14 protein-coding genes, 1 tRNA gene and 1 other RNA gene are annotated in these 17,111 nt (G+C 71.5%); 4 read left to right on the top strand and 12 right to left on the bottom strand.

Features of this window, described 5'->3' with window-relative positions; all coding sequences use genetic code 11:
• Both QL985_RS00080 and QL985_RS00075 read left to right on the top strand, forming a co-directional pair.
• A partial coding sequence (locus QL985_RS00080) for an ATP-binding protein (protein ID WP_290147073.1) occupies positions 1-1,360 on the top strand: 1,360 nt, incomplete at its 5' end.
• Complete coding sequence (locus QL985_RS00075) at positions 1,357-2,013, top strand: response regulator (protein ID WP_039101634.1); 657 nt, start codon at positions 1,357-1,359, stop codon at positions 2,011-2,013. The genes QL985_RS00080 and QL985_RS00075, both read left to right, overlap by 4 nt.
• A 13-nt stretch (positions 2,014-2,026) precedes the next feature.
• Here QL985_RS00075 and QL985_RS00070 read toward each other — a convergent pair whose 3' ends face one another.
• The 7 genes from QL985_RS00070 to ffs form a co-directional block, all read right to left on the bottom strand.
• Complete coding sequence (locus QL985_RS00070; protein ID WP_070637007.1) at positions 2,027-2,386, bottom strand: Rieske 2Fe-2S domain-containing protein; 360 nt, start codon at positions 2,384-2,386, stop codon at positions 2,027-2,029.
• The gene (locus QL985_RS00065; protein ID WP_259905607.1) at positions 2,383-3,294 is read right to left on the bottom strand and encodes a 3-methyladenine DNA glycosylase; all 912 of its coding nucleotides are present in this window, start codon (positions 3,292-3,294) and stop codon (positions 2,383-2,385) included. The genes QL985_RS00070 and QL985_RS00065 overlap by 4 nt, the downstream gene beginning before the upstream one ends.
• Positions 3,287-3,760: a MarR family transcriptional regulator gene (locus QL985_RS00060; protein WP_039101637.1), complete on the bottom strand. Its 474-nt coding sequence runs from the start codon at positions 3,758-3,760 to the stop codon at positions 3,287-3,289. Before QL985_RS00060 ends, QL985_RS00065 begins: the two co-directional genes overlap by 8 nt.
• 16 nt (positions 3,761-3,776) lie before the next feature.
• A complete protein-coding gene (locus QL985_RS00055) occupies positions 3,777-5,063 on the bottom strand; it encodes an aspartate kinase (RefSeq protein WP_259905606.1) in 1,287 nt (428 codons plus the stop codon).
• Between the two features lie 151 nt (positions 5,064-5,214).
• Positions 5,215-5,820: a recombination mediator RecR gene (recR, locus tag QL985_RS00050; RefSeq protein ID WP_012397356.1), complete on the bottom strand. Its 606-nt coding sequence runs from the start codon at positions 5,818-5,820 to the stop codon at positions 5,215-5,217.
• Between the two features lie 176 nt (positions 5,821-5,996).
• Positions 5,997-9,206, bottom strand: coding sequence for a DNA polymerase III subunit gamma and tau (locus QL985_RS00045; protein WP_259905605.1), 3,210 nt, complete (start codon positions 9,204-9,206; stop codon positions 5,997-5,999).
• A 67-nt stretch (positions 9,207-9,273) separates the two neighbouring features.
• Positions 9,274-9,364: signal recognition particle sRNA small type (gene ffs, locus QL985_RS00040), an RNA gene on the bottom strand.
• Between the two features lie 152 nt (positions 9,365-9,516).
• Between ffs and QL985_RS00035 the strand changes: the two genes are divergently transcribed.
• A tRNA-Ser gene (locus QL985_RS00035) sits at positions 9,517-9,601 on the top strand.
• A 188-nt stretch (positions 9,602-9,789) separates the two neighbouring features.
• Here QL985_RS00035 and QL985_RS00030 read toward each other — a convergent pair.
• Both QL985_RS00030 and QL985_RS00025 read right to left on the bottom strand, forming a co-directional pair.
• The gene (locus QL985_RS00030) at positions 9,790-10,185 is read right to left on the bottom strand and encodes a hypothetical protein (protein WP_259905604.1); all 396 of its coding nucleotides are present in this window, start codon (positions 10,183-10,185) and stop codon (positions 9,790-9,792) included.
• Between the two features lie 265 nt (positions 10,186-10,450).
• Positions 10,451-12,397: an ExeM/NucH family extracellular endonuclease gene (locus QL985_RS00025; protein WP_070637005.1), complete on the bottom strand. Its 1,947-nt coding sequence runs from the start codon at positions 12,395-12,397 to the stop codon at positions 10,451-10,453.
• Positions 12,398-12,683: 286 nt separating this feature from the next.
• Here QL985_RS00025 and QL985_RS00020 point away from each other — a divergent pair, with 286 nt between their 5' ends.
• Positions 12,684-13,598, top strand: coding sequence for a glycosyltransferase family 25 protein (locus tag QL985_RS00020; protein ID WP_082019305.1), 915 nt, complete (start codon positions 12,684-12,686; stop codon positions 13,596-13,598).
• Positions 13,599-13,754: 156 nt separating this feature from the next.
• Here QL985_RS00020 and QL985_RS00015 read toward each other — a convergent pair whose 3' ends face one another.
• From QL985_RS00015 to QL985_RS00005, 3 genes are all read right to left on the bottom strand, one after another.
• Positions 13,755-15,065: an endonuclease/exonuclease/phosphatase family protein gene (locus QL985_RS00015; RefSeq protein ID WP_259905601.1), complete on the bottom strand. Its 1,311-nt coding sequence runs from the start codon at positions 15,063-15,065 to the stop codon at positions 13,755-13,757.
• A gap of 247 nt (positions 15,066-15,312) precedes the next feature.
• Positions 15,313-15,978 carry a TetR/AcrR family transcriptional regulator gene (locus tag QL985_RS00010; protein WP_259905599.1) on the bottom strand — a complete coding sequence of 222 codons (666 nt, stop codon included), beginning with the start codon at positions 15,976-15,978 and terminating at the stop codon, positions 15,313-15,315.
• Between the two features lie 151 nt (positions 15,979-16,129).
• Complete coding sequence (locus tag QL985_RS00005; RefSeq protein ID WP_070637566.1) at positions 16,130-16,957, bottom strand: hydroxymethylpyrimidine/phosphomethylpyrimidine kinase; 828 nt, start codon at positions 16,955-16,957, stop codon at positions 16,130-16,132.
• Positions 16,958-17,111: the final 154 nt, after the last annotated feature.

Genomic DNA, 17,111 nt, shown 5'->3' with positions numbered 1-17,111 from the left:
TCTCGGTCAGAGGGTCAGCACCGCCCCCGACGCCCTGGGCGGCCACGAGTCCGTGTCCCGGGACGCCGGCACCCTGGGGGACTCGGTGCGCGCCAAGGTGCCCGTGCGCCAGGGGGACCGTGTGGTGGGGGAGGTCAGCGTGGGGGTCCCCGTCGCGGCCGTCACGGGTCAGCTGCAGCGGGCAATTGCCTCCATCCTCGTGATCGCGGTGCTGGCCGTCGCGCTCGCCGCGGGGGCCGCCGCCCTGCTGGTGCGCTGGCTGCGGCGCACCACACTGGGGCTGGAGCCCGAGGAGATGGCGCAGCTCGTCCGGGACCAGGAGGCCGTGCTCTACGGGGTGGAGGACGGGGTGATCGGCATCGGCCCGGACGGGCGGATCAGCATCCGCAACAAGGCCGCCCGGGTGATGCTCGAGCTGCCGCGGCGCGCGGAGGCCGCGGACGTCGTCGGCCGTCCCTACACCGAGGCGGGGTTCGACGCCGCGCTGACGGACGCGATCACGCGGCAGCACTCCGGGAGCGGGTCCGGTGAGGTGGTGGTGCGCCTGTACAGCTCCCGTCGCACGATCCGGGCGCAGGTGCAGAGCGTGCACCGGGACGGGGTGGACCTGGGCCAGGTGGTGCTGCTGCGGGACCTCACGGCCATGGAGGACCTGCGCAGCCGGCTCACCGCCATGCAGGCGATGACCGACGCCCTGCGGGCGCAGCGCCACGAGTTCGCCAACCGGCTGCACACCATCTCCGGGCTGCTGGGCAACGGGGAGCACGAGCACGCGCGGGACTACGTGGCCGAGATCATGGCCTCCGGACCCGTGCGGGACCCGGTGGAGAACATCACCGCGGTGGAGGAACCGTTCCTGCGGGCGTTCATCGGCGCCAAGGGCGTGCAGGCCCACGAGCGCGGGGTGCAGCTGCGCGTGGGGCTCGAGACCGCCCTGGCGGGCCAGCTCGTGGAGGCCCAGGACGTCACCGCGATCCTCGGCAACCTCGTGGACAACGCCGTGGCCGCGGTGATCGACGCGGCCCCGGCGGAGCCGGACGATCGCTGGGTGGAGGTGGACCTGCTCAGCGAGGGCTCCACGCTGCACCTCGCGGTGGCCGACTCCGGGGCCGGGGTGGCACCCGGTCTGGACATCTTCGCCTCCGGGGTCAGCACGCGCGCGGGCGCCGAGGCCGGGGTGCACGGCCACGGGGTGGGGCTCAGCCTGTCCCGGCGGCTCGCCCGCACCATGGGCGGGGACGTGTGGCTCGCGGATCCGGGTGGCGGGGCGGACGGGCTCGGCGCCGTGTTCGCCGCCAGGCTGCCCGGCGTGCTGGCCGGTGCCCCACCCACATTCCCGACCGCGGAGGAGAACCCGTGAGCGACCTCAGAGTCCTGATCATCGACGACGACTTCCACGTGGCCGCCCTGCACGTGGGCTACGTGAACTCCGTGCCGGGTTTCGAGGCGCTGCCACCGGTGCACGACCTGCGGGCCGTGGCCGCGGCGGTCGAGCAGCACGCCCCGGACCTCGTCCTCGTGGACGTCTACTTTCCCCAGGGCTCCGGGCTGGATGTGCTGCGGGCCGTGGACGTGGACGCGTTCGTGCTCTCCGCGGCCTCCGAGCGGGCCACCGTGGCCACGGCGTTCCGCCGCGGCGCGCTCGCGTACCTGCTCAAGCCGTTCGAGCCGGAGGTGCTCATGGCCAAGCTGCGGGCCTACGCGCGGTACCGCCGCCAGCTCGACGCCCCCGGGCCTCTGTCCCAGTCGGCGATCGACCGCGCCCGGCGTGCCATGACCGGCGCCGACGACGCCCCGGCCGGCACCGCGGCGTCGGCCACCGAGTCCGCGGTGGCGGATGCCGTGGCCGACGGCGGGGAGGTCACCGTGATGGACGTGGCCCGTGCCGTGGGGATCTCCCGGGCCACCGCCCAGCGCTACCTGTCCCAGATGGTGCAGCGGGGCACGGTGCAGCTGGAGCTGCGCTACGGCAGCAGGGGCCGCCCGGAGCACCGGTACGTGGCGCGGGACTGAACCGGGCAGGGGCTCACACGTCCACCTCGACGAGACCGGCCACCTCCCGGCACGGGACCTCCGGCAGGTTCTTGGCCGGGTCCGGGGGCGCGGTGCGGCCCATGTCCAGGGCCAGCCGGGATCCCTGGAACGTGCCCGCGAGGTCGAAGACCCAGTAGTGGTTGGGGCATTCCAGCGCATCGGCGCTCTGCTCCGCCGAGCGGCACACGGTGGCGCCCTGGTGCGGGCACTCGTTCGACAGGGCCCGCAGGGTTCCGGCCGCGTCCCGTGTGAGGACCAGGGCGGCGTCCCCCACGCGCACCGGGACCGCGCTGGACGGGGCCGCGAGCGCGCTGGCGGCCGCGGCGGCGTCGGGAACCTGCTGCCAGCTCACGCGGCGGCCGCCAGAATGCGGTCCGTGGCGGCGACGAGGCGCTGCCGCAGCGCGGTGCCGCGTGCGGCGAACGCGCGCTGCCGCCGCACGTACTCGGCCTTGCCCTCGGTGGTCTCGATCCGCACGGGCTCGTAGCCCCAGTCCGCGAGGTCGTAGGGGGAGGCCTCCATGTCCGTGACGCGCACGTCCCACGCGAGCTCGAAGCAGTCCGCGAGCAGCTCCGAGTCCACCGCGGGCAGCAGCTTGTACGCCCACTTGTAGAGGTCCATGCTCGCGTGCAGGCACCCCGGCTGCTCCATGGTGCGCTGGGCCTCGCGCGTGGGCTGCAGCTCGTTGCGCTCCACGGCCTGCGGCTGGAAGAAGCGGAACGCGTCGAAGTGCGAGCACCGGATCCGGTGCCCCTCAACCACGGCATCGGTGCCGCTCGCGCCCAGGCGCAGCGCCGCGTTCTCGTGGCGCACTCCGTTCTCGTCCGCGCGGTAGGCCATGGCCCACTCGTGCAGCCCGAAGCAGTCGAACGTGCCGGTCTTGGCCGCGGTGTTCGCCAGGATCTCGCGCGTGAACTTCACCGCCGTCTCCCGCTTGGCCAGGAAAGCGTCCGCATCCACGACGACGCCGCTCGCGGCCTCCCGTACAGCCACGGTGGCGGCCAGCTCCGCGGCGGTGGCGGGGCGGTAGAACTTCCAGTCCGCACGCTCCGGGGCGTCGAGCAGGACGACCCCGGGGCCCGGGTGCCAGCGGGTGAACTGCGCGGGGGAGAGCGTGTAGTAGGTGAAGAGGAAGTCCTCCACGGGGTGCTTCTCCCCGCGGGAACGGCGCTCCAGGAACGGCTCCGTCCAGCGGGAGACCCGGTCCTGGTGGGCCCGTTCCCTCCGGGTCCACTGCTCCCGGCTGAGGACCTCACGCACGGGTGCCGTCCTCCTCGTTCTCCTGTGCGGTGGCGATCAGCAGGTGCATCTCCTCGTTGAGCCGCTGCACCTGTTCCGCGGTGACCCGCAGCCGGCGCATCATCTCCTCCGGGACCTGCACGGCACGCTCCCGCAGCGCTGCGCCCTCCGGGGTGACGGTCACGGCGAGCGCCCGCTCGTTGCCCGGATCCCGCTCCCGGGTGATGAGCCCGCGGGCCTCCAGGCGCTTGAGGAGCGGGGACAGCGTGGCGGAATCCTGCATGAGGTGCTCACCCAGGTCCTTGACCGTGCGCGGGTGGCGGTCCCACAGGGCCAGCATCACCAGGTACTGCGGGTGGGTCAGACCCAGCGGCTCCAGGACCGGACGGTAGCTGTGCACCACCATGCGCGAGGCCACGGACAGGGAGAAGCACAGCTGGTTCGACAGGGCCAGTGGGTCCTCGGCAGGCGTGGGGCGTGTGGTCATGGCAGGTGCGCCGGGGTCAGCGCCCCGTGCCCCCGTAGACGGTCGCTTCCTCGCTGGAGTCCAGGTCGAAGGCCGTGTGGACGGCGCGCACGGCCTCGTCGAGCTTGCCCACGGAGGTCACGATCGAGATGCGGACCTCGGACGTGGAGATCATGTCCACGTTGATGTTCGCGTCCGCGAGCGCCTGGAAGAACTGGAAGGCCACGCCCGTGTTCGTCTTCATGCCCGCCCCCACCAGCGACAGTTTGCCCACCTCGCTGTTGTAGTCCAGGCGGGTGTAGCCGATCTTCTCCTCGGCGGCGCGCAGCAGGTTCATGGCCAGCGTGCCCTGGGACTCGTCCAGGGTGAAGGACACGTCCGTGAGGGGGTGCTCGCCGGTGGAGACGTTCTGCACGATCATGTCCACGTACACCTCGGAGTCCGCGAGCAGGCGGAAGATCCGTGAGGCGATGCCCGGGTGGTCCGGCGCGCCCACGATCGTGATCTTGGCCTGGCTGCGATCATGAGCGATACCGGCGATCAGCGGCTGTTCCAAGGGGATCTCCTTCTGGGGAGTGAGGATCTCGTCGGGGCTGGGCAGGACCCAGGTGCCCTCGTTGTGGGTGAAGGACGAGCGGACGTGCAGCGGGACGTTGAAGCGGCGGGCGTACTCCACGCAGCGCAGGTGCAGGATCTTGGCGCCGTTCGCCGCCAGTTCCAGCATCTCCTCCGAGGAGACCCGGTCCAGCTTCTGGGCCGAGGGCACGATGCGCGGATCCGCGGAGTACACGCCGTCCACGTCCGAGTAGATCTCGCACACGTCCGCCTTCAGGGCTGCGGCCAGCGCCACGGCGGTGGTGTCCGAGCCGCCACGGCCGAGCGTGGTGATGTCCTTGGACGAGCGGTTCATGCCCTGGAAGCCCGCGATGATCGCCACGTTGTCGTTGTCCAGCGCCTCCTGAACCCGCAGCGGGCTGACCTCCACGAGCTTGGCCGCACCGTGGGCGCCGTCCGTGATCATGCCCGCCTGGGAGCCCGTGAAGGACTGCGCCGGGACCCCGAGGTCCGAGATGGCCATGGCCAGCAGCGCCATGGAGATCCGCTCGCCGGAGGTCAGCAGCATGTCCAGCTCGCGGGCGGGTGGCTTGCGGGCCACCTCGTTGGCGAGGTCCAGGAGGTCGTCGGTGGTGTCGCCCATGGCGGAGACGACCACGACCACCTGGTTGCCGGCGTTGCGGGTCTCGGCCACTCGCCGGGCGACCCTGCGGACGCCGTCGGCATCGGCGACCGACGAGCCGCCGAACTTCTGGACAATGAGGCTCATGCATTCCTCTCGCGGACGGGCACCTGCCCTGTGCGGGCGGGCGGTCTCGGGGATTCTGCTCCATGCTACTGGTTCGGGGGACAGCCGATCACGGGATCACGGGGCGGTTCCGGGCAGGCAGGCGCACCGTCCGGCGGGCCAGCGCGTTGCCCTACGTGGCCTCCGAGACCACCGTGCGGCCCTCGAACGCGCGGCCCAGTGTGACCTCGTCCGCGTACTCCAGGTCACCGCCCACCGGCAGCCCGGAGGCCAGCCTGGTGACCCGGATGCCCAGGGTCTTCAGCAGCCGGGACAGGTACGTGGCCGTGGCCTCGCCCTCGAGGTTGGGATCCGTGGCCAGGACGATCTCCTGCACCGTCTCGTCCGACAGCCGGGTCATCAGCTCCCGGATGCGCAGCTGGTCCGGGCCCACTCCCTGCAGCGGGGAGATGGCGCCGCCCAGCACGTGGTAGAGCCCGCGGTAGCTGCGGGTGCGCTCAATGGCCATCACGTCCTTGGACTCCTCCACCACGCAGATCACACTGCGGTCCCGGCGGGCGTCCCGGCAGATGGCGCACTCCTCCTGCTCGGTCACGTTGCCGCAGATCACGCAGAAGGACACGGAGGTCTTCACCGTGGAGATGGCGTCCACGAGCTGCTGGACCTCGTCCTTGTCCGCGTCCAGCAGGTGGAACGCGATGCGCTGCGCGGACTTGGGGCCCACGCCGGGCAGGCGCCCCAGCTCGTCGATGAGGTCTTGGACCGGTCCTTCGTACACGGTGCTCCTTCGGGAAGATGGTGGTGGCCGGAGCCGCGGGCCGGCGGGTCACCGCACGGTGGTGCGGTGTCGCGGTGGGGCAGTGTCGCGGGAGGGCGGCTACGCGGCCCTGCGGCTCGGTGCGCGGCACGCTGTGGCGTCCTGTCGTGCCGGGCGGGCCGTCGCGGCGCGCCGGGTCACTGGCTCGCGTCGTGCGCCCGCTCGTCGATGAGCATCCCACCCAGGATGCGTTCGATCGCGGCTTTTCCGTACAGGGACGAGTCCTCCAGGGATTCGTCGTCCGCGCCCGGGACGAAGTTCTCGTCGTCCACGCCGGGGCTGCGGGTGCTGGGCGGCGCGATCTTCGCGGATCCTCCGCTGGCTGCCGCGATGGCTGCCGCGTGGCGCTCGCGCCAGCCGCGACGCGGGGTTCCCGGGCCGCCCGTGCTGCCCGGGGAGCTCTCCGCGGCCTTGGAGGGTGCGGCAGACGCAGAGGCCGGTGACGCCGACGGGTTCGGCTCGTCGTACATGTCCGCCGGGGGTTCGTCCTCCGGTGGAGGGGGCGGTTCTTCGGGGCTCCAGTACTCGGGACCGCGGTCGGCGGAGGGGCGGTGAGAAAGCGTGGTCGACGGGCCGTGGTCCTGCCGGCTCCCAGCGTGAGGGCTGGGCCGCAGTGCGTCGTCGTCCTGGGTTCCCACTGCGGAGCCGCCGTTCCGAGGGTCGGGGACGTGAGCAGACCTCGCCGCGCCGCTCTCGGAACCGGTTGCCTGCTCGTTTCCCTGGGGCCCGTCCATGGCCGCGGCGCCCGGTGCGCGGCGCCCACGACCGTCACGGGCGAGGGGCTCACCGGTGGGGGAACCGGAGCCGTCCGGTGCCGGGTTTCCGGGCCGGGGATCGGGGCCTGTGGCGGTGCCGGGATCCCCGGCTGCCCCGGACGTCCGGTCGACCGGCGGCGCCGAGGAAGACGCGGTGTCTGCGGGGCCGGGCTCCCGGGGTGCCTGGGTGCCCTGTGACTCGGAGCTCGCTCGGCTCTCTCCGGTCTCGGTGCCCGGCTGGGGGATCGCGGCCACGGACCACGAGGTGACCGGTTCGTCGTCCTCCGGTGGTGCGGTGTCGGAGCCGCGCGATCGGCGCGGCTGCGGCTCCTGTGAGGCTGGCTGCCCACCGGCCCCCTCCCGGGACGGTGGCGCGGACGATCCCTGCGGGGACCCGGGGCCCGCTTCATCGGAGGACGGCGCCTGCCGTCGTCGGTTGACTCCGAAGCCCTCCGGCTCCCGGAAGTAGTCCGGCTGCTCCTGGGGGGACGACGGGGCCGTGGCAGAGGGGCCGCGAGGGGCGCGGGGTGCTGGACCTCGCCCACCAGGGCCCTTCCCGGGGCCGGCAGACGGTCCGTCTGCGCCGCCGCCCTGGCCCCTCGTGTCCCCGGGACGCACAGCCTCGACCGCGCACTCCAGACCCACCACGTTCTGGATGGCAGCGCGGACGTCTGCCTCGAAGCGGGGGAAGTTCATGATGTCGCCGTCACCCTCGAAGGCGATGCGCAGCGTGGAGCTCTCGTAGGAGATGGGGGTGCCGCGCACCGTGATGGCCCAGGCCACACGCCGGATCTCCGCGAGCGCGGACACGATTTCCGGCCAGGAGGATCGCAGCAGCTCCAGCTCGCCGCTCGTGACGTCACTGGCGGCGGCGTCGCCCCCGCCGGAGTCGCTCCCGCCGGAGTGCTCGGCGTGCTGAGAAGCAGCAGCCTGATGTCCCTGTGCTGCTGCGGTGTCTCGACCGGCGGGACGACCGGTGGCGGATCCACCGCGTTCACGCCCGGGGCGGGGCTGGTCGGACACGTTGTTCTGTGCTGCGGCTTCGGGAGCGGACGTGGTGCCGTCTGCGGGCGGGTGACTTCCCTGGGGGCCGCGGGCCCCTTCCGGGACCGGTTCGCCGGCGGCGGGGTGCTCGCTGCCCTGCGGATCCTCCGCCTCGTCCTCGGGGATCGAGGGCTCGGCGATGTCCGGTGTGGTCATGGCGGAGCGGTCCGGTTCCGAGCCGTCCTGCCGGACGGGCCCGGACGGCGTCGGGTCCGAGGGCTCACGGGCGGGGACCGCAGAGGAGTCGGGGTCCGACGACGCGTCGGGGGCCACGGGTGCGATCTCGGGAGCACCGGGTGCGTGAGCTGCGGGCGCGTCGCTCTGCTCCACCGTTCCCGATGCAGCGGGCACCTCCTGGCCGCCCTGCCGGATCCCGGCGCCCCGCGGGATGCTGAGGCGCCGCTCCAGCCGGTCCACGCGGGAGGTGATGCCGCGGGTGGTGTCGTCCGCGGAGGGCAGCAGGATGCGGGCGCACAGCAGCTCCAGGTGCAGCTGCGGGGAGGTGGCCCCCGTCATCTCGTTGAGCGCCTCGTTGGTGATGTCCGCGGAGCGGGAGAGTTCTGCGGCGCCCAGCTGGGTGGCCTGGTTGCGCAGGCGGTTGATCTGGTCCGTGGGCATACCGTGCAGGATGTTGGCGGCAGAATCCGGGACGGCGTTGACCACCACGAGGTCCCGGAAGCGCTCGAGGAGGTCCTCCACGAAGCGGCGCGGGTCCTGCCCGGTCTGGATCACGCGGTCCACGGAGGAGAACACCGTGGCGGCGTCCCCGGCGGCGAAGGCGTCAACGACGTCGTCCAGCAGAGCCGCGTGGGTGTAGCCGAGCAGGGCGACCGCGAGGTCGTAGGTGAGCCCGCGCTCGTCCGAGCCCGCCATGAGCTGGTCCAGGACGGACAGCGAGTCGCGCACGGACCCGCCACCGGCGCGCACCACCAGGGAGAGCACACCGGGTTCGGTGGTGACGCCCTCCTCCTGGCACAGCTGCTCGAGGTAACGCATGAGGGGCTCGGGCGGCACCAGCCGGAAGGGGTAGTGGTGCGTGCGGGAGCGGATGGTGGTGAGCACCTTGGAGGGTTCCGTGGTGGCGAAGATGAACTTCACGTGCTCCGGCGGCTCCTCCACGATCTTCAGCAGCGCGTTGAAGCCCTCGCGCGTGACCATGTGGGCCTCGTCGATGATGAAGATCTTGTAGCGGTCCCGTACGGGTGCGAACGTGGCGCGCTCCCGGAGGTCACGCGCGTGGTCCACGCCGCCGTGGGAGGCGGCGTCCATCTCGATGACGTCCAGCGAGCCGGCACCGTCCCGGGCCAGGTCCTGGCAGGACTCGCACCGTCCGCACGGGGTGGCCGTGGGCCCCTCGGCGCAGTTCAGGCAGCGGGCGAGGATGCGGGCGGACGTGGTCTTGCCACAGCCCCGGGGGCCGGAGAAGAGGTAGGCGTGGTTGACCCTGTTCTTGCGCAGCGCGGTCATCAGCGGCTCGGTCACATGCTCCTGACCGATGACGTCCTCGAAGGTCTCCGGGCGGTAGCGGCGGTACAGGGCGGTAGTCACAGACAAGACTCTAGCGGGGGTCGCAGACGCCCTCAGGGGGCGCGCACGCATGGGGAGCCAGGAACGTGAAGACCCCCCGTGCACCCGCCAGAGCCCGTATACCCTTGCTGCCTTCCGGCCCTGGGGGAGTTTTACGAGATGGCGCCACACGAGGGGCTGGTCACTACTTTAGCCCAAGCGCGCGCCGAGTTCGAACCGGCCATCCTCCGCGTCCTCCACGCCCAGGCGGGTGCGGATTCGCGCGCTGGACGGGAGTTCGGCTATGCTGATTGCCGCACGTGCCCCGCGAGAGCGGAACACGTGCGTGCCTGGAGGATTCGCCTAGCGGCCTATGGCGCACGCCTGGAACGCGTGTTGGGTTAACGCCCTCGGGGGTTCAAATCCCCCATCCTCCGCAGCAGACATGAGCCGCGACAACGTTCACGTTGTCGCGGCTCATGTCATTCGGAGCCGCAGGTCCTGGTAGGACCTGCGGCCTTTTCATGCCGCCCCGGCGCCGACGTGGCGCACCCGAGGAATCGCTGTGCCGGTCCGAAAACCTCTCTGGCTGCGGCGGCCACGGGCCCCGCAGCCAGGACGGGAACTACTTGTGGCGAGGCGTGAACGAGGTGGAGCACTTCCACGTGGTCTTGCCGGAGACGGCGGTGACATCCACCCAGACCGTGCGGCCTGGGGTTGCCCCGGCGATCGGGTACTTCACTGCGGCGGTGCCGCGGGCGGAGGCCTTGGCCTGCTTGGTGTTGGTTGTGGTCTTGTACTTCGCGCGGGTGGTCACCTTGGCGTTGGCGCCCACGCGGGACACGTTCACCACCGTGGTGGTCCACTGGCGGGGGTTCTTGACGGAGACACTTGCGGTGCACGGCTTGGCGGAGCTCGCGGCTTCGGCGGGCGCGGCGTCGGCCACGGAGAGACCCGCGGCCAGGGCGAGTGCGAGGACGGTGGCGGCGACGGAACGGCGCAGGGGCGCGGCGGTGACCATGGTGGGTCCTTTGCAGAGGGGGCGCACTGGGGATTCTGCAGTGCTCGGTGACCGACAGCCCGGCCGATCCGTTCCTGCGCCCGAGGGTGATCAGAACAGCAGGATCGTAGCCCCGCCCACGGCGGACCGTGGGTTCGCGAGTGAAAATTACGCATGATTGCTCATGGAAAAACCTCACGACCCGACCGTGCGGACTGCGGGGGCGTGACAGTGCCCCTGCGACCGCCAGGTGGCGGCCACAGGGGCACGTCGTCTGGGGGAGCTGCTACCGGCCCGCCCGGAACCCGGCGATGGCCGGGTCGTGGTCCGAGGAGGCGGCAGCGTCGGGGCGGTAGTAGTCCAGCGCGGTGGTGCGGTACTGGGCGTACTGCAACAGGGGCGACTGACCGGAGTTGACGTTCCACACGTCCGCGCCCGTGGTGCGCTGCTGCAGGCTTCGCGAGACCAGGAGGTGGTCCAGGGAGCCCACCTGCCCGCCGTACACGTAGGTGTGCTCGGCGGCCGCGGGTGCGGAGACGAAGCCGGCCGAGTAGAGGACCTGCATGGGGTCCTCCTGCGTGTAGGAGTTGAAGTCGCCCAGCAGGGCCACGTCCTCGGATCCGGCGCGGTCCGTGAGCTCCGGGATCCAGTCCACCAGCGCCTCGGCCTGGGCCACCCGGGCCGCGTTCCAGGCACCCTGCCCGTCCCCGGCGTCCGCGTTGGGGCCGTTCTTGGGTCCGGAGCCCTTGGACTTGAAGTGGTTGACCACCACGGTGATCGGGTCGTTGGAGCCGCGACCCTTGCCCTGCGTGGCGGTGAAGGACGCCGCCAGCGGGGTCCGGGCGTTCTCGAAGGCCCCGCCGGCGCCCGCCTCAGTGCCGAGCGCCTGGGCCTCACCCATCAGGCTCGCCTCGGCGGGCTGGTAGATGATCGCGTTGGTGATGAAGTCCTGGTCCGCCACCGGCTGCAGCTGGGAGGCGTCCACGGGGGCGATGGCCCACTTCTCGTAGCCGGCCGCACCGTTGAGCGCGCCCACCAGGGCGGCGAGCGCCTCGTTCGGTTCTTCACCCAGCTTGGCGGAGTTCTCGATCTCCATGAGACCCACCACGGAGGCGTCCAGCTGGTTGATTGCCGCCACGGTCTTGGCCTGCTGGCGCTGGAGGTCCGCCGCGTCGTAGGCGCCGCGGACGTCGCAGCCCTGGGCCACGTTGTAGGTGCCGTCGGTGGAGTAGTTGCCGCCCTTGCACTTCTTCTGCTGTCCCGTGGTGGTGAAGTAGTTCAGCACGTTGAACGAGGCCACGGAGATCTGACCTCCCACGCGCGGGGTCTTGTCGGAGGCGGTGGTGAAGCGGGCGGGCTCAGTGCCCCGGGTGATCTCGGACGTGGGCTGGAACCGCCAGGAGTCGTGCCGATAGTCCACGATCACGGGAGCAGTGATCTTCGCGCGGTCGCCCACTTCCACGGGGTTCTGGGGATCCAGGTACGGGACGGTGCGCGCCTCCTGCTGGGGGCTCGCGGCGAAGCCCCGGTTGGTGCCGTCGTCCAGGGTCACCGAGATGGCGTCGTTGCGCGCGGCCTGCGCCTCCGCTTCGGGGCTGCGGGGCAGGGCGACGTCGGTGGGCTGGGCTGGGAGCGCCGAGCCCGCCGAGAGGCCGAGCTCCCCGTAGCGACCCACACCGTAGGTGTCCGCCACCCGGAAGTTCTCCCGGGGCTGGTACACCATGGACTCCAGGTTCTCCCGGTAGGAGGTGGTGGAGGCCCAGTCGGTGGTGACCGGCTTGACGGGTGCCACCTTCTTGACGACCTTCTTGACGCTCACGTTTCCCGAGAGCTGCGTGAGGCCCTTGTACTCGCCGGCGGTTCCGGTGACCTGCACGGCATCGCCCTTCTGCACGGTCACGGGCGCCTGCCCGGTGTAGACGAACAGCCCGGTGGAGGCCGTGGTCCCGGTGATCGTCCCTCCGGAGCCCGGCGTCTGGATCACGAATCCGCCGAGGGACCCGGGTCCTGGCGGGTACACCGCGGTGACCACCGCGGGTTCCGTGGTGACGGTCTGGCCCGCCAGGGGAGTGCTCTCACCGGTCCCCTGGATGGCGGCAATGCTCGTGGTGCTCGGCGCGGCCAAGGCGGGGGCGGCACCGAGTCCCGTGGTGAGCAGCGCGGCGCTGAGCGAGATGGCCAGCGCGCCACGGCGCACGGCGCTGGCGGGGGTGGCGGAGTGGGGTGTCTGCACGGTGATCTCCTGGGCATGGGCTGTGGAAGTGGTGCCGACGGGGTGAACGATCGAGAGGGGGCGACCGGTTCTTTCGGTCCAGCACTGCTGCCAGCGAGCGTAGGAAGAGCAAGAGACCAGGTCATGACGGGAAAGTGAACTCTCCGTGAGGTGCATCACGCTGCTCCCTGGCTCCCTGGCTCCCTGGCTCCCTGGTTCCCTGGTTCCCAGGGACGGGCTGCCGCGCACGACCGGGGGCACTGGGGGAGCACCCGCTCGGCCCCTGACGCACGGGTATTCTTCGCGCATGGTGGATTCAGCTCTTCCCGTGGCCCGCGCGGCGGTGGTCAGCCTGCCCGGCAGCGGCCGCAGGCGGGGCTTCTTCGCGCAGCCGCTGGCCGGCGTGTTCGAGGTGGCGGAGGCGTTCCACGGCGCCACCCAGGACTGGACCCCGTACTTCGACGCGGCGCGGTTCGCCGAGCACTACGGGCGCGCCCCGGTTCCAGCGGAGATCGGCTGCGCCATCAGCCACGCCCGGGTGATCCGGGACTTCGCCGCCGAGGCTGGTGCGGACTCGGATGTCCTGCTCGTTGCGGAGGACGATGCCAGGTTCACCGAGGACTTCGCGCGTGTGGGGCGCACCCTTCTCCAGTCCCCCCTGGGGCACGACGTCGTGGTGCTCGGTGATGGGTGGACCCGGCACCGGCGCACCGTGGTGCGGCGTCGGATCACGGCCATGTCCCAGGTGTCCTGGCTCTCACGGGTGCTGCGCGGGAAACGGCGGCTCTACCGCGTCGGCCGGTATGCGGGCCACGGGGACTGCGCGGGGCTGTACGCGATCACGCGCCGGGCCGCGAGGGCCTTCGACGACTACGTAAGGTCCTTGCCGGGCGAGAAGCTGGAGCATGTGGCCGATGCCTGGCCCGCGTTCCAGGAGCTGTGCGGGTGGGACGTCGCTCTCACTCGTCCCAGCCTGGTCACCTGGTCCGGCGGCTCCACCATCCTCGCCCCGGAGGACCTGGAACGGGAAGCCGCCGAGCTGGCCGCTGCTCCGCCCCTCACCCTCCGGGACCGGCTGGCACTGCGGGTGGCCGCGCGCTCACGGATCCGCGGCGCACGTCTGGCGCTGAGGGCCACGGTGGACGATCTCGCGTTCCGGCGGACACGGCGCGCCAGCGTGAAAGCGCAGCGGGGGACGAGCCGCAGATCGCCGCGGGAGTGACCTGCGGCGTCGTCGTTCCGCGGGGTGGCCGATGCGCGGTTCTCCCGCAGGCCGGTACGGTCACCGGGCGGGAGCAATGAGCACGGGGCCGGTGGTCTAGGTGGCCGGATTGCGGGAAGCCCCCGCCCCGGCAGCCCGGCCACCAGCCGGAACAGGTCAGTGCTTGCCGGGGACCTTCACGTCTACCCACACGAGGTGGTGGTCGGTGGTCGCTGCGGGGTCGCTCGTGAGCTCCGAACCGGGTTCGCCGAGCTTCGGCCAGAACACCCCGCTCCGGCACGCCTGGAGGTTCTTGGAGGGCAGCACGTAGTCCGTCCGCAGGTTGCCCGGGGCGGGGGTGTCGGAGAAGTCCCCGGTGTCGTACGCGGGATCGGAGACGTGGGTGCGGTTGGCGCCACCCTGCAGAGCGGCCGCCTGCACAGCTCCGGCTGAGGTGGGGCGCGGATCGCGGACCCGGGAGCTGTCCAGGAGCTGGTCGATCGCACCGGGGTAGGAGTCGCCGTCGTTCGGGTCCGAGTTGTAGTCGCCCAGGACCACGAAGCGCTCGCCGGGTGTGAGGCCGCCGCGCGCCCCGGCGTCGTCGTAGATGTAGCGCGACCGGGACGGGGAGCCCACGTAGTCGGACCAGAAGCGAATCTCGTCGTTGTTGCGGCGGCCGTTGCGGTCCTCGGGGCCGTCGAAGCTCGGCGGGGTGGGGTGGGCCGCGAGCACGTGGACGGTCTGGTGCCCCACCCGCACGGGGACGTCCCAGTGGGACTTGGAGGACAGCCGCAGCTTCCTCTGATGCTCCGGAGTGTAGTAGGACGTGGGCATCTCGTTGCCGGGCATGTCCTGCCAGCGGAAGTTCTGGAACGTGCGCACCTGCTCCCGGTCGATCGGGTACTTGGAGTAGACGACCATGCCGTACTGGCCGGGGAACTGGCCGAAGCCCCACGCGTCACCGGGCCCGCCCACGGAGCCGTTCTGGTCCAGGTCCATTCCGGAGGGCACACCCGTGTTCACGGGGGCCGTGTAGTAGTACGGGTAGTCCTGGGGCGCCTTGCCGTTCTGGCTCACGGACAGGTAGTTGTCACGGAACGCCTCGGCGGCCCTTCCGCCCGGTACGTGGTCGAACTCGTTGACCAGCACCACGTCCGGCGCGTTGATCTGGATGACCTCCGCGATGTTCTGGGCCTGCTCGTTGTCCGGCGTGCTGAGATCACGGAGCAGCTGCCCCTCCGCGCCGCGGTTCAGGGACGCGTTGTACGTGGCCACGCGCAGCGGCGAGTTCCCCTGCTGGGCCTTCTGCCCCTGCTGGCCGTTCGCGGACGACGCCGCCGCTGTCGCCGCCGCGGCCCCGGAGGTCGCCGCCCCGGAGGTCGCCGCCGTGGCGGACGCCGGCACGGCGGGGGAGGCGAGCGCGGGGGTGGCGCACGCGAGGGGGAGAACGAGGCAGGTGGCTGCCAGGGCGGTGAGTGAGTTCTTCATGACTGCTCCCTGTGTCGGAACTGGTGCGCACGAGAGTAGGAGCTGCATCGGTCCAGGTCATGACCGCAGCGTGAAGTTTCGGTGCGTGTCGAGCGTGAGACACCGGGCCCGCCACGAGGCGCAAGCACCTGCGCCGAAAGGTGGCGGCGGGGCGGTCCGTCGGGCGCCAGAACGAGTCCCGGGAGGAGCACCAACGGGGAAGGCCCCCGCACCGGTGTGGTGCGGGGCCTCTCGCAGGGGCCGGGGATCAGGACACCGCGCTCAGCCGCGGGGGCTGCTGGGGCAGCCGGACGGGGTGCATCTGGGCGTCGAACTGGGCGCCCAAGCCGCGCTGGATGAAGCGGACGGCGGCCATCGTGCGCTCCTGCTGGGCCCGAGAGCTCTCCACGGAGGTGGTGCGGTCCGCGGTGGAGGTCAGGGAGCCGTGCACCAGCTGGGACAGCTCGTGGGTGTCCCCCTCGGGCAGGTAGCCCTCGTCCATGGCGCGCCGCAGGATTCCCGCGAGCACGCCCTGCAGCTTCTGCACGTGCTCGCCGAGCTTGGCGAAGTCCTCGGGGGAGAGCACGGTGCGCATGGCCTGGCCGGGGGGCAGGTGGCGGCGGCTGAGGTCCTCGATCTGGTGCTGGATGTAGACGCCCAGCTGGTCCACGGGGTTCTCGGTGGCCGAGAGATCCCGGTTGAGGTCCGCGACGAAGCGCTCGGTCTTGTCCAGGGCGTAGGCCACGAGCAGCTCACCCATGTCTGCGAAGTAGTTGTAGACCGCGGTGCGGCCCACACCGGCGGTCTTGGCCACGCGGGTCATCGTCAGGTCCGTGAGCCCGTTGCTGTACAGCAGCTCGCCGAACGCGTCGAGGATGGCGCGCTGGGTCCGCTCGCGCTGAGCGGCGTTGCTGGGAGCTGTGATGCGAGGCATGACGACACCTTACCTTGTTCTGTCAGCAAAATCGGGTCTCGCTGACCACTCGTGCGGGTTCGATGTCCATTCCACCCCATGGGATCGGGGAATGCCCCGCAGAACAGGGCATTCCCCGAAGGCTCCCAGGAACCTCGGTGGCGCTGTCCGGCTATGCCTCAGCGGCGTATCCGCCCTGCCACAGGGAGTCGAACGGCAGGTGCGATCCCAGGCGGTGCCGGATGCCAGCGGTGACGAAGCTCTTGGCGGTGCGGGCGGCGTCGAGCGGGGTGGCCCCCTTGGCGAGCTCCGCCGTGACGGCCGCCGCGAGCGAGCAGCCCGCGCCGGACACGGGCACCTCGCCCACCTTGGGCTCGGTGAGGACCTCGAGCGTGGAGCCGTCGTAGAACACGTCCACGGCCTCCGCCCCGGCCAGTCGCACGCCACCCTTGGCGAGCACGGCCGCGCCGGAGGAGTCGTGGATGCGCTTGGCGGCCTCCTTGAGGTCCTCCACCGAGTCGATGGACTCCATCCCGGACAGGGACAGGGACTCGAAGTGGTTGGGGGTCACGAACGTGGCCAGCGGCAGCACCTCCGCCTTCAGCGCCTGGTCCGTGTCCAGCGCGGCACCCGGCTCCTGGCCCTTGCAGATCAGCACGGGATCCAGCACCAGATGGCGGGGCTCGAGCTCCTTCATGGCCGTGGCCACGGTGCGGATGGTGTCCGGGTGCCCGAGCATCCCGATCTTCACGGCGTCCAGGTCGTAGGCCGCGGTGATGGTCTGCAGCTGGTTCGCCAGGGTCTGCTGGTCCACGGGGGTCACGCGGTGGCCCCACTCGTTCTCGGGGTCGAACGCGACGATGCACGTCAGCGCGAGGGAGCCGAAGACCCCCAGGGACGTGAAGGTCTTGATGTCGGCCAGGGCGCCAGCGCCGCCGGTGGCCTCGGAGCCCGCGACGGTCATGGCGACGGGCGGTTGGTTGCGTGTGGTTTCGCTCATGCTCCACATTGTGCTCCGAGCGGCACCGGACCCGCGAGTTTCGAACGCCGCACTACACTGGTGCGCGACGTCGGGTGGCAGGCGACGTCCCCTCACCGCACGCGACGACCCCAAGGACACCCGTGTCTTCCCACGCCACCCCGCCCCGCGGCTC

Origin of the sequence: Kocuria sp. APC 4018 (genome assembly GCF_030407675.1) — a bacterium.
GTDB lineage: Bacteria > Actinomycetota > Actinomycetes > Actinomycetales > Micrococcaceae > Kocuria > Kocuria rhizophila.
Note: the sequence above shows the minus strand (reverse complement) of the source record. Positions and strands in the feature narration are given on the sequence as shown.

Coding starts and splice junctions, on each gene's coding strand:
- QL985_RS00005 (WP_070637566.1), bottom strand. CDS start 16,957: ATGAGCGAAACCACACGCAACCAACCGCCCGTCGCCATGACCGTCGCG.
- QL985_RS00010 (WP_259905599.1), bottom strand. CDS start 15,978: ATGCCTCGCATCACAGCTCCCAGCAACGCCGCTCAGCGCGAGCGGACC.
- QL985_RS00060 (WP_039101637.1), bottom strand. CDS start 3,760: ATGACCACACGCCCCACGCCTGCCGAGGACCCACTGGCCCTGTCGAAC.
- QL985_RS00055 (WP_259905606.1), bottom strand. CDS start 5,063: ATGAGCCTCATTGTCCAGAAGTTCGGCGGCTCGTCGGTCGCCGATGCC.
- QL985_RS00030 (WP_259905604.1), bottom strand. CDS start 10,185: ATGGTCACCGCCGCGCCCCTGCGCCGTTCCGTCGCCGCCACCGTCCTC.
- QL985_RS00015 (WP_259905601.1), bottom strand. CDS start 15,065: ATGAAGAACTCACTCACCGCCCTGGCAGCCACCTGCCTCGTTCTCCCC.
- QL985_RS00020 (WP_082019305.1), top strand. CDS start 12,684: ATGGTGGATTCAGCTCTTCCCGTGGCCCGCGCGGCGGTGGTCAGCCTG.